Genomic DNA, 11,797 nt, shown 5'->3' with positions numbered 1-11,797 from the left:
CCGCCCAACTTGGCCGACTCTACGCCTCCGACTACCTCCGTTTCTTCCGAAGCCGCCGCCACGCCCGCCGGCCCCAGCAACCTGCGCCTGCGCATCATCTACGGCCTCATCGGGGCGGCCATGCTGCTGGGCAGCGTCTGGTTCAGCCCCTGGACGTTTGGGCTGTTTTTCGCCGCCGTGCAGGCTGTGATGCTGTGGGAGTTTTACCGCATGATGCGGGCGGGCGGCTACGCGCCGGCTACGTGGATAGGGATTGGAGTTGGAATTATAGTTTTTGGAGCCATCCATCTGACTGTTGGCTACTCTTTTTACGCTCCAATTCTTGGATGGCAAAATGGGTGGACACTTTACCCTCCATTGCTAGCATTGCCGCAAGGAATGCCTCTGCCAGCTTCTTATTGGTTTCTAAGTGCGGGTGGGGTTGTGTACTTGTGGATGGTGATTGGAGCACTTCTGATGGTGGTATTGATAATCCGGGAAATTATCCAATGGCCGGATAATGGGAAGCCTTTTGCCAATATTGGAGCTATTCTATCCGGGCTATTTTATGTGAGCTTACCTATGAGTGGGCTGAATGCGCTGGCGTTCGTTCAAAACACCTACGACTACCGCCGCATCTTCGCCCTGCTCTTCCTCATATGGGCTTCCGACATCGGGGCCTACGCCGCCGGCAAAACCTTCGGCAAGCACAAGCTGGCTCCCAAAATCTCGCCTGGCAAAACCTGGGAAGGCTGGGCCGGCGGCTTCGTCCTGACGCTGATAGTGGGCTGGGCACTGGGCTATTTATTGCCCGATATGTCCCTCACGCACCGCCTCGTAGCCGCTAGTGTGGTGGCCGTGTTCGCGCCCCTCGGCGACTTGGCCGAGTCCATGCTCAAGCGCAGCGTGGGGGTGAAGGACTCGGGCAGCATCATGCCCGGCCACGGCGGCCTGCTCGACAGGTTCGATGCGTTTCTGCTGGTGCTGCCGGTGCTGGCGCTGCTGCTGCTGCTGGCCGGGTAGTGGCGCGGACTTTGTAGTCTGCGTCCGGAGGGCTCAACGGATATGGGGACTACAAAGTCCGCGCTACTACCCCAAAAGCAATATCTTTGCGGCCCTAAACCGAACGCATACTCCCACCCAACACTTTCCTAACCCACATCCCGAATGGCAGCTCATACCGTGTATAAAGAGCCGGCTCCAATAATGGACCGCGAGAACCCGCTCGAATCAATGATGTCGCGCTTCAACATCGCCGCCGAAATCCTCGGCCTCGACGAAGCGACCTACGACGTTCTTAAAGCCCCTGACAAGCAGGTTATCGTCAACATTCCGGTGACGATGGACAATGGCAAGATTCATGTGTTTGAAGGCTACCGCGTTATCCACAACACCATTCTGGGCCCGAGCAAGGGCGGTATTCGCTACGATATCAATGTGCACCTCGACGAGGTGAAGGCCCTCGCGGCCTGGATGACCTGGAAGTGCGCCGTGGTCGACATTCCCTACGGCGGGGCCAAAGGCGGCATCATCTGTGACCCCACCAAGATGAGCGCCGGCGAAATCGAGCGCATGACCCGCGGTTACACCCTGGCCCTGAAAGACGTATTCGGCCCCGACCGCGACATTCCGGCTCCCGACATGGGCACCGGCCCCCGCGAAATGGCGTGGCTGATGGACGAATTCTCGAAAACCAACGGCATGACCTCGCCCGCCGTGGTCACCGGCAAGCCCCTGGTAATGGGCGGCTCGCTGGGCCGCACCGAGGCCACCGGCCGCGGCGTAATGGTATCGACCCTGGCCGCGCTGAAAAAGCTGGGCCTGAAGCCGACCGAAGTATCGGCCGCCGTGCAGGGCTTCGGCAACGTGGGCTCGTGGGCTGCCACTTTGCTGCACGCCGAGGGTGTGAAAATCAAGGGTGTTTCCGATATCTCGGGGGCTTACTGGAACGAGAACGGCATCAACATCGACGACGCCATTGCGTTTAAAAATGCCCATAACGGCCGTCTGGAAGGCTTCGAAGGCGCTACGCCGATGGACCCAAACGACCTGCTGACTTCGGACGTAGACGTAATCGTGCCCGCCGCCGTCGAAGACGTTATCACCGAGCACAACGCCCACAACATCAAGGCCAAGCTCATCGTGGAAGGGGCCAACGGCCCCACTTCGGCCTCGGCCGACCCGATTATCAACGAAAAGGGCATCATGGTGGTGCCCGATATCCTGGCCAACTCGGGCGGCGTCACGGTGTCGTACTTCGAGTGGGTGCAGAACAAGCAGGGCTTCAAGTGGAGCCTGGACATGGTGACCGAGCGCGCCGACCGCATCATGAACGACGCGTTCGAGAAAGTGTACGAAACCAGCCAGAAGTATAACGTCCCGATGCGTATTGCCGCCTACGTGGTTGCCATCGATAAAGTGGCCCAGACCTACAAGTTCCGCGGCGGCTTCTAAACCACTGATTTTCGCTGATTAACCGCGATTCCGCTGATTACAGACGGAGAATTTAGTCGGTAAGCAGGCGACTAAAAGTAACTTATCAGATGGTAAATTGCTTTAGTAGTTGTTATTTTGTTTAAATAAATAGGAAGGGCACGGGCCGCTTGGTTCGTGCCCTTTCTGTTTCTGGCCGTAATTTGCCCTGGCTATTCGGCTTTGCCGGCACATTGTTGCGCCGATTGACTACGCTGAAAGCAGCGAAATCACGGTTAATCAGCGAAAATCAGCGATTATGAAGATTCACAAAGAAGGAAGACGCATCCTGTTCGTTACGCTGCTGATTTTATTGGCGCTCAACCTATTGGTATTTCAATTAAACAAGGGGGCTGACCTCGTGAACCGGCTGTTTGCCGGGGCCACGGTCATTATCTTCTTGCTGATTCTGCAGTTCTTCCGCAGTCCGTTCCGGCACCTGTTCACGCACGAAGACCTGCTACTAGCCCCGGCCGATGGCAAGGTGGTGGTGATTGAAAACGTGTTCGAACCCGAGTATTTTGAAGATGAGCGCAAGCAAATCAGCATCTTCATGTCGCCCATCAACGTGCACGTCACGCGCAACCCGATTTCGGGCCTCGTGAAGTATTTCAAGTACCATCCCGGCAACTACCTGGTGGCCTGGCACCCCAAAAGCAGCACCCAAAACGAGCGTACTACGGTAGTGGTAGAGTCCGATGCGGGCCCGCTGGTTCTTTTTCGGCAGATTGCCGGAGCCATGGCCCGCCGCATTGTGTGGTATGTGAACGAGGGCGATGAAGTAACCCAGGGCGAAGAGTTCGGCTTCATCAAATTTGGCTCCCGCGTCGATGTGTTCGTGCCCATGGACACCGAGGTGAAAGTGGAGCTGGGCCAGAAAGTGAAAGGCGGCACTACGGTTATCTGCCAGCTGAAAGTCTGAACCGCGGATTTATCGGATTCTTCGGATTAATCGGATTTTGTAGACGATTCCTTAACTGAATATTTAAAACACAACAGAAAAGGCCGCTCATTGAGCGGCCTTTTCTGTTGCTACAGTAAAGCGTGATGCCGCACCCTTACACCGTCCACAAAATCCGATAAAGCCGAAGAATCCGATAAATCCGCGGTTCAGACAAGGATGTGGGGCACGAACTCCGACAGATTAGTGATGAGCCCGGCTTCTCGCCGGAAGCCGATGGCACAGCCTTCGCCGGCCCAGAACACGCCGGCCTGGTAGCGCCGGCCCTGGGCATCGGTGGGTAGCTCGGCCCATTGCTGATAAAGCTGGGGCTGCTGGGCAAACTCACCCGGAACTTCGCTGCCGGTGCTGCCATCGGGCTGGATTTCGGCCACGTTCTGGCCTTCCCGGCCGAAAATAGGCTTGCGGACGTGGTGGCCGGCCAGCGGCTCCAGGCTGGCTTCGAGCAGCAGCGGGTGGTGGGGGAATGTTTTCCAAAGGTGCGCGAGCAGGGCTTTGCTCTGGAAAAGCAGCGCGTAGGCCGGGTTGGCGATAATAACATCGCGGGTGACCAGCAATTGGGTGAGGTCGGCGGTGAGGTCGGGCTCTTCTTCGGCCAGAATCTCCCAGGGAGCCAGCTTGAACAGAAAGTCGAACTTCTGCCATTGGTCGGGCACCGTTTCGGCCCACACGCCCCGGTCTTCGCCATCAACCGACACACGCATGGCATCAATGGGGCAGGTGTAGATGTCGGCAAAGCCGGCCGTGCGGGCAGCTTCGGCCAGCACGGTGCAGTTGGCTTCGTCCTCGGCGCTGTCGGGCAGGTACACCAGCAGTAGCGTGGCCTGGCGGTCGTTGTTCAGGGTGCGCCAGTGGCGGAACTGGTCTTCGAGGCATTCGAAGAGGCCGTTGGCCTGGCGGCCTTCCTCCGACTGACCGGCCGCTACCAGGCTCGCCCACTGCACCACAGTGGTCTCGGGCAGGCTGGTGGCGGTGTCGGCATTGAATTCGAGCAGCTTGGGACCGTCGGTGGTCAGGGCCAGGTCGAAGCGGCCGTAGAGGTGCCAGTGGCGCTCGTCGTTCCAGGAGTGGCGCACGGCCTCCCACAGGTTGGCCGGAATAGCCAGCTGCCGCAGAAATTCATCGGGAATAGGGTCGGGAATAGCCTGTGCCAGCATGTCGTAAAGCGTGTCGGCGGCCTGGAGCAGCGTTTCCGCCTCGCTTTCGGGAAGCTGCACGGCCTCGCGGGCCACGTAGTTCTGGCAGGCGTCCTCAATGGCCCATTCCCAACCCAGCGTGCGTACGGCGGGCGAGACATCGCCGGGAAGGGGGAGAAGGTTTATCATTTTCTATGAGAGATTAGACGTGGAGGAACGTCATGCTGAGCGGAGTCGAAGCATCTCTACTGCTGTACTAAATCTGATTAGTTACGCGGTAGAGATGCTTCGACTCCGCTCAGCATGACAGCCTGTTATCTTTCGTCACTGAAATTACCCGCCGAAGCCCCGGAAACCGCCGCGGGTGCCGAAACCGCTGCTGCGCCCGGCCGGCGCACTGCTGCGGAAGCTGGGCCGGGGCGACGAGCGCAGCGTGGAGCGGCTTTCCTGGATGCCAGCGGTAGCCGATGCCCCCCGGCCGCCAAAGCCCCGCCCGAAGAAACCCCGGCCGCTCTGGCGCTCGCTGGCCACATTGTTGCGCCAGCCCTGGTTGTTTTGCATCACGCCGGGGTTGGCGTAGTAGCCGGCGTTGGGGGTCATGAACCGGCCGGCCATGAAGCCGATGCCGCTCCACATCAGCACGTTCATCATGCCGTTGCCCTGGGCGCGGTTTTCGGGGTTTTGGCGGCTGTAGTCCTGCATCTGGCGTTGCAGGGCCTGGCCCTGGAGGGTATCGGTCTTGCCGTCGAGGCGGTGCAGCACGGCGGCCACTTCCTCCTTGCCGGCGGGGCGCTCGGCGGTGATTTTCCACTCGCCGGGCTTGGTTTCGGTCATTTCGGTGATGACGCCCTGGCTGTAGGTTTCGCCGCCCCAGCCGCCTTCGGCCCCGTTTTCCTGGGCGCGGCTTTCCACGGTATCGTTGGAGGAACAGGCCGGCAGGCCGAGGCCCAGGCTACTGGCGGCGGCCACCAGCAGCACGTTGCGGCGCCAGTCGCCGAGGGAATGAAAGTGCTTTTTCATGGGAATTGGGCGAAGGGAATTTGGGGAAATACGGATGCTGAATCTAAAACCATTGCGCCGCCAGCTGCATTAGCTGCTCCAGGGCGGCCTGGTCGTGGTGGTCGAAATCGTTGAGCTGGTCGCTGTCGACATCAAGGACCGCCACCACCTGGCCGTTTTTGATAATCGGGACTACAATTTCAGATTTGGAATCGGAGCTGCAGGCGATGTGGCCGGGAAAAGCCTCCACATCGGGCACCAGAATGGTTTGGGCCTGGGCCCAGCTGGCCCCGCACACACCCTTGCCGTGGCGAATGCGGGTGCAGGCAATAGGTCCTTGGAAAGGCCCGAGCACCAGCTCATCGCCCTTCACCACATAAAAGCCCACCCAGAAAAAGCCGAAGGCCTGGCGCAAGGCGGCGGCCGTGTTGGCGAGGTTGGCAGTGAGGTCGGGCTCACCGGTGGTGAGGGCTTCGATTTGGGGCAGGAGCTGCTGGTATTGGGCGGCTTTGGTGAGGGTGGTATCGAGGGCGAGGGTTTCGGACATGAGAAGTAGTGCGCTTGTAGCGTGGACTTTGCGAGTCCGCGCGTGGGGGAAATAAGGGAATTGCAGCCGGCGCAGGCGCGGACTCGCAAAGTCCACGCTACAATGCTACTGCTCGTTCACGTACCAGAACAATTCATCGGGGCCAACGTTCGTTTGGCTGCGCAAGCCGCTTAAACCCAGGCGAGGGGCCGCGATGCCTTTGCCCAGCCTGGACGTGGCGCGGAACACGCGGATTTCATCCCACAGGCCCGCGTTCAGCAGCGCGTTCAGCACCGTGGGGCCGCCTTCAACCAGCACGGATTGTATCTGGCGCTGGTAGAGGTCGGCCAGCACCTGGGGGATGAGGTCGTCGGCTTCGGAGAGGGTGACGTGGTCGAGGTTGGCGGTGTGGTAGGGCTGGCGGTAGGTGTAGATGAGCGTGGGCTGCGAGCCGTCGAGCAGGTGGTGGGTGGGCGGCAGGCCCAGGTTTTTGTCGATAACGAGGCGCGTGGGCTGGGGGCCGGGCCAGTCGCGCACGCTCAGGTGGGGGTTATCGTGCAGGGCGGTGCGGGTGCCCACCAGAATGCCCGCTTCCTCGGCCCGCCACTGGTGGGTGAGCAGGCCCGCCTGCGGGCTGCTGATTTGGACGGGCTGGAAGTAGGGGCCGGCCAGAAAGCCATCGGCGGTTTCGGCCCATTTCAGCACCAGGTAGGGCCGCTTTTTCTCGTGGAAGGTGAAGAAGCGGCGGTTTAGCCAGCGGCCTTCCTCCGCCAGCAGGCCGGTTTCGACGCGGATGCCGGCGGCGCGCATTTTTTCGATGCCGCGCCCGGCCACCAGCGGAAACGGGTCGTCGTTGCAAATCACCACTTCGGGCACGCCTTTTTCGATGAGCAGGTCGGCGCAGGGCGGCGTTTTGCCGTGGTGGGCGCAGGGCTCCAGGGTCACATAGACGCGGCTGGATTTTAGTAATTCCTGGTCGGCCACCGCTGCCAGGGCATTGACCTCAGCGTGCGGACCACCGTGTTGGCGATGCCAGCCTTCGCCGATAATGCGGTTCTGGTGCGTTACCACGCAGCCGACCAGGGGATTAGGGCGGGCGTAGCCCGTGCCGAGGTGCGCCAGGCCCAGGGCGCGGCGCATGAAAGTTGCATCGTCGGGTTTCATTGGGGGCGAAGGTAGGAACCGCGCCGCTGCTAGGCCGTGGGCCTACATTTGCGCCCGATGACAACCCGCGAATTCACGGCTTCCCTGGCCTCAGACTTACAACCCGTTTACCCGGAGCGCGAAGCGCAGGCCATCGCCGTGCTGGTGGTGGAGCATTTGCTGGCGCTCGACTCGCTCCAGCGGATGATGGCCGCCCGGCAGCTCGTGCCGCCCGCCGCGCTGGCCGCGTTGCCGGCGTTGCAGGCCCGCCTGCTGGCCCACGAGCCGGTGCAGTACGTGCTGGGCACCGCCCATTTCGCCGATATGGCGCTGGAAGTGACACCTGCCACGCTTATCCCGCGTCCCGAAACCGAGGAGTTGGTGCAGGTCATCACGCAGGCCTACCCGGCGCAGGCTGCGCTACGGGTGCTCGATGTAGGCACGGGCTCGGGCTGTCTGGCGCTGGCGCTGGCCCGGGCTTTGCCCAACGCCGAGGTACTGGCCGTGGATATTTCGGCCGAAGCCCTGGCCGTGGCTCGGCGCAATGGGGCCCGCTGGGCTCCCCAGGTCACTTTTCAGCAGGTTGATATTCTCCAAAGCCTGCCAGCTGACCTGGCCCCCGGCACGCTGGATGTGCTGGTGAGCAACCCGCCCTACGTGCGCGAAAGCGAGCGCCCCGCCATGCGCGACAACGTGCTGGCCTGGGAGCCCGCCACCGCCCTTTTCGTGCCTGATGCGGACCCGCTGTTGTTTTATCGCCGGTTGGCCGAAATCGGCCCGGTGCTGCTGCGGCCCGGGGGCGGTATTTATTTTGAAATCAATGAAGCATTAGGTGCCGAAACGGCGGCTTTGCTTGTGGCGCAGGGGTTTGTGGAGGTGGAGGTGCTGCCTGATATGTTTGGGAAGGCGCGGATGGTGAGCGGCCGGCGCGGGCAATAAAAACGTGTACCCCGAATTTCCAATTCGGCCGCGTGAACATCAATCGTCCACGCGGCCGAATTGGAAATTCGGGGTACACGTTCTGTGTCCCATGCAGGCAGTCTACAGATTCTGCGTCACGAAATTCGTCATCTGGCGGTAGAGGTGCAGGCGCGTGTTGCCGCCCGCGATGCCGTGGTTGCGATTGGGGTAGTACAGGGTCTGGTAGTCCTTGTTGGCCTTAATCATGGCATCGACGAAGGCGATGGAGTTCTGGAAATGCACGTTGTCGTCGCCGGTGCCGTGCACGAGCAGGAACTTGCCCTTCATATTCTGGGCAAACTGCACGGGCGAGTTGTCGTCGTAGCCGCCGGGGTTTTCCTGGGGCGTTTTCAGGTAGCGCTCGGTGTACACGGTGTCGTAGTAGCGCCAGTTCGTGACCGGGGCCACGGCGATGCCCATCTTGAAGAGGTCGGCGTTTTTGGTCATGGCCAGCGAGGTCATGTAGCCGCCGTAGCTCCAGCCCCAGATGCCGATGCGGGATTTATCCACGTAGGGGAGGGCGCCCAGGTACTTGGCCCCCTCGGCCTGGTCGATGGTTTCGAGCTTGCCCAGGTTGGCATACGTGGCCTTGCGGAAGGCCGAGCCGCGGCCCGAAGTGCCCCGGTTTTCTACTGAAACTACGATGTAGCCTTTTTCGGCCAGCATCTGGTGCCAGAGGTAGTTGGCGCCGCCGTAGTTGTCGAGGACGGTTTGGCTGCTGCTGGTGCCGAAGCTCGGGCCGCCGTACACGTGCATCAGCACGGGGTATTTCTTGGCGGGGTCGAAGTTGCTGGGCTTAATCATGTAGGCGTTCAGGTCCACGCCCTCGGAGGTTTTGAAGCTGAAGAACTCCAGCTTGCCCAGGTCGTACTGCGCCAGGGTTTGCTTCAGCTTAGCGTTGTCTTCCAGGGTTTTTACCAGCTTGCCGCTGCTGCCTTCGCGCAGGCTCACCACGGCCGGCACGCCTGCCGAGGAGTGCGTGTTGAGGAAATATTTGGTGTCGGGGCTCATGTTCACCACGTCGATGCCGTTGCCGGCCTCGATGATGCGCTGCTTGCCTTTGCCATTCAGGCCGATGCGGTAGAGGTGGCGCTGTAGGGCCGAGCCTTCGGTGCTGGTGAAGTACACGAAGCCGGACTTGGGGTCGAAGCCATTGATAGCCGAAATTTCCCAGTTGCCCTTCGTGAGCTGGCGCACCTGCTTGCCGTCCATATCGTGCAGGTAGAGGTGCTGGTAGCCGTCCTTCTCGCTGGTGAAGAGGAACTGCTTGCCACCGGCCAGGTAGTTCAAATCATCGTTGATTTCGACGTAGGCCGGGTTAGTGTCGGTCAGCACCACTTTGGTTTTGCCGGTGGCGGCATCGCCGTGCAGAATTTCGAGCTTGTTCTGCAAACGGTTCAGGCGCTGAATACTGAGCGTGTTCGGCACCTGCGTCCACTGCACGCGGGGGATGTACTGGTCGGCCACCGGGCCCACGTCCATCTTGGTGGTGCGGGCGCTGGCCACGTCGTAGCTGCTCACGCTTACCACCGAGTTTTTCTCGCCGGCCTTGGGGTATTTGAAGCGGTTTTCCTTGGGGTAGAGGCCGCCCCATTCCTGCATGTCGTACTCCGGTACCTGGCTTTCATCGAAGGTGTAGTAGGCAATTTGCTTGCTATCCGGCGACCAGAAAAAGCCCTGCGCGAAGCCGAATTCCTCCTCGTACACCCAGTCGGCCGAGCCGTTGATGAGGTTGTTTTTCACGCCGTTATTGGTCACGGCAGTTTCCTGCATCGTGGCCAGGTCGGTCACGTACACGTTATTATCGCGGGTGAAGGCCACGCGCAGGCCGTCGGGCGAGTACGTGGCGTAGCCCTGCTTGCCGCCGGTGCTCAGCGGCGTCAGCTTCTTGGTGCCCCGGTCGAACACGTAGTAGCTGGCGCGGGCGCTGCGCCGGTAAATAGGCTCGGTAGCCGTCGTGAACAGGATTTTCTGCTCGTTGGCGTTGAAGGAGTAGCCATCCACGGCCAGCGGCTTGTCGGCGCCGGGCAGCTGCAGCTCGGCGGCCGTCACCAGGGTTTGCACGGGCTTGCCAGTGGTCACTTCGTACTGCACCAGGCTGCCGGCATCGAGGGCCGAGTAGTAGCGGCCGTCGTTCATCCAGTTGAAGCCCGGCACCGCAGCGGCCCGGAAGGTGGGCTTGGCCCAGATATCTTCCAGGGTCAGCGGCAGCTTTTGCTGGGCGTGCGCGAGGGTGGGAGTGAGGCTCGGCACCAGGGCCGGGCCGTTGGCGGCCAGGAGCGCGGCCAGCGCAAGAAAGCGAAAACGCATAGTGTAAATCGGGAGCGTAAGCGAAATAAGGGAGGGAACAGAACGTTAAAGGTAACATTCGCCCGCAGCTCGGTTGCAGCCGGTGGGCTCCGCTACCTTTGCATTATGCGTTTTCGCCCCCTGTTGCTCTTATTGCCCGTGTTGCTGGGCGCTTGTGCCAAAACTGAAACGCCCGTGCGGCTCGATTTTATCGGCACCACCGGCCTCACCTCGGGCAATCGCACCGTGCAGCCCAACGACACGCTCACTACCCGCGCCTACGCCGAAAGCCGCGCCAATGACCTTCGGCGACTGCGCATCACGGTGAAGTACGAGCCCACCCGCAACCCCATCATTTACCCCTCGCCGATAAGCAGCTACGACCCCAGCAAAACGCCCAACGACGACGCCCTGGCCTACCTCGATTCGGTGCTGACGGTGGCCTCGCCGCCCACGGCCACTTTCACCGGCCGCGAGCTGCTGCTGCCCAACCAGTTTGTGGCCCGCGCCACCTCCGGCACCGAGCTCTGGCAGTACACCGCCACCGATACCGACGGCCAAAGTGCCAGCCGCGCCCTGCGCGTCACCGTTCGCAAAACCGACTCGGCCCGGGTGTACCACAGCTACACGGCGCTGCTGCGGCCCGTGGTGCCCACCACGCCGGCCGCCGCCGCCCCGGTGCGCGACCGCGCCCGCGTCTTCCTCAACCTGCGCACCGGCCTGCTGCTGCCCAAATACGCCCTCATCAACAACGAAAACAGCCTGCAAGCCAACCAGCTGCTCATTGACCTGATTTGCCTCACCCGCAGCAACACCGTGAACCTGAGCGCCCCCGCCGCTTCGCGGGTCCTGCAGCTGAATGCCACTACTTGGCCGGCCGCCAATCGGCGGGCCACCCGCCTGCGCCGCACCAGCCTCAGCACCACGGAATTTAGTGCCATCAATACCAATGCGCTTCTGGCTACGGCATTCAGCAACGGCACCCGGTTCACCGACAGCCTGAGCACTGGTACGCTCACCAAGGGCCAGGTCATCGCCTTCCGCACCATCGAAGACAACACGGAACGGACGGGCCTGCTGCTCGTTTCCGACCTTGTGCTGGGCACCGCGCCCACGCTCACCTGCACGGTTAGGGTACAGAAGTAATGCCACTTTACCTCATCAAAAAGGGCTGCTCCAATACGGAGCAGCCCTTTTTCGTACTGTTGTCGGGTCCGGAAATAGGTTGACAGCTTTCCCAAAAGATGTCATGAAAACTGAGTTTGAGCCGCGTGTGCGGCGTAGTCAGCGCGACTACAGTTTGCCCTTTAAATTGGCCGTGGTGGGTGAAGT

The 11,797-nt window shown here is 61.1% G+C and carries 10 protein-coding genes; 5 read left to right on the top strand and 5 right to left on the bottom strand.

From position 1 onward, the window contains the following. Window positions 1–9 precede the first annotated feature (9 nt). The 3 genes from ABD819_RS12745 (at window position 10) to ABD819_RS12735 (ending at window position 3,373) form a co-directional block, all read left to right on the top strand. Window positions 10–1,002, top strand: a complete 993-nt coding sequence (locus tag ABD819_RS12745; protein ID WP_345124926.1) for a phosphatidate cytidylyltransferase — start codon at window positions 10–12, stop codon at window positions 1,000–1,002. A 144-nt stretch (window positions 1,003–1,146) separates the two neighbouring features. Further along, window positions 1,147–2,433 (top strand): Glu/Leu/Phe/Val family dehydrogenase, encoded by a 1,287-nt coding sequence (locus ABD819_RS12740; RefSeq protein WP_345124924.1) that lies wholly within the window; start codon window positions 1,147–1,149, stop codon window positions 2,431–2,433. 277 nt (window positions 2,434–2,710) lie between these two features. Then, window positions 2,711–3,373, top strand: coding sequence for a phosphatidylserine decarboxylase family protein (locus tag ABD819_RS12735; RefSeq protein ID WP_345124923.1), 663 nt, complete (start codon window positions 2,711–2,713; stop codon window positions 3,371–3,373). Window positions 3,374–3,561: 188 nt separating this feature from the next. On the opposite strand, the gene ABD819_RS12730 is transcribed toward ABD819_RS12735, so the two are convergent. The 4 genes from ABD819_RS12730 to ribD all read right to left on the bottom strand — a co-directional run bounded on the left by ABD819_RS12730 (window position 3,562) and on the right by ribD (window position 7,237). Then, a complete protein-coding gene (locus tag ABD819_RS12730) occupies window positions 3,562–4,737 on the bottom strand; it encodes a glutathionylspermidine synthase family protein (RefSeq protein ID WP_345124921.1) in 1,176 nt (391 codons plus the stop codon). Between the two features lie 144 nt (window positions 4,738–4,881). Continuing rightward, window positions 4,882–5,568: a Cj0371 family chemotaxis-regulating polar lipoprotein gene (locus ABD819_RS12725; RefSeq protein ID WP_345124920.1), complete on the bottom strand. Its 687-nt coding sequence runs from the start codon at window positions 5,566–5,568 to the stop codon at window positions 4,882–4,884. Between the two features lie 43 nt (window positions 5,569–5,611). Continuing rightward, complete coding sequence (locus tag ABD819_RS12720) at window positions 5,612–6,094, bottom strand: GAF domain-containing protein (protein WP_345124918.1); 483 nt, start codon at window positions 6,092–6,094, stop codon at window positions 5,612–5,614. 105 nt (window positions 6,095–6,199) lie between these two features. Continuing rightward, window positions 6,200–7,237, bottom strand: coding sequence for a bifunctional diaminohydroxyphosphoribosylaminopyrimidine deaminase/5-amino-6-(5-phosphoribosylamino)uracil reductase RibD (gene ribD / locus ABD819_RS12715; protein WP_345124917.1), 1,038 nt, complete (start codon window positions 7,235–7,237; stop codon window positions 6,200–6,202). Window positions 7,238–7,294: 57 nt separating this feature from the next. On the opposite strand from ribD, the gene prmC reads away from it, so the two are divergent. Then, the gene (gene prmC / locus ABD819_RS12710; protein WP_345124915.1) at window positions 7,295–8,155 is read left to right on the top strand and encodes a peptide chain release factor N(5)-glutamine methyltransferase; all 861 of its coding nucleotides are present in this window, start codon (window positions 7,295–7,297) and stop codon (window positions 8,153–8,155) included. Between the two features lie 102 nt (window positions 8,156–8,257). On the opposite strand, the gene ABD819_RS12705 is transcribed toward prmC, so the two are convergent. Further along, window positions 8,258–10,486, bottom strand: a complete 2,229-nt coding sequence (locus ABD819_RS12705) for a S9 family peptidase (RefSeq protein ID WP_345124914.1) — start codon at window positions 10,484–10,486, stop codon at window positions 8,258–8,260. A gap of 105 nt (window positions 10,487–10,591) precedes the next feature. Here ABD819_RS12705 and ABD819_RS12700 point away from each other — a divergent pair, with 105 nt between their 5' ends. Further along, window positions 10,592–11,611: a hypothetical protein gene (locus ABD819_RS12700; RefSeq protein ID WP_345124912.1), complete on the top strand. Its 1,020-nt coding sequence runs from the start codon at window positions 10,592–10,594 to the stop codon at window positions 11,609–11,611. The last annotated feature ends 186 nt before the right edge of the window (window positions 11,612–11,797 follow it).

This window comes from Hymenobacter antarcticus (assembly GCF_039539545.1).
Lineage (GTDB): Bacteria > Bacteroidota > Bacteroidia > Cytophagales > Hymenobacteraceae > Hymenobacter > Hymenobacter antarcticus.
The sequence above is the reverse complement of the archived record's forward strand: the minus strand, read 5'-3'. Positions and strand labels throughout refer to the sequence as shown.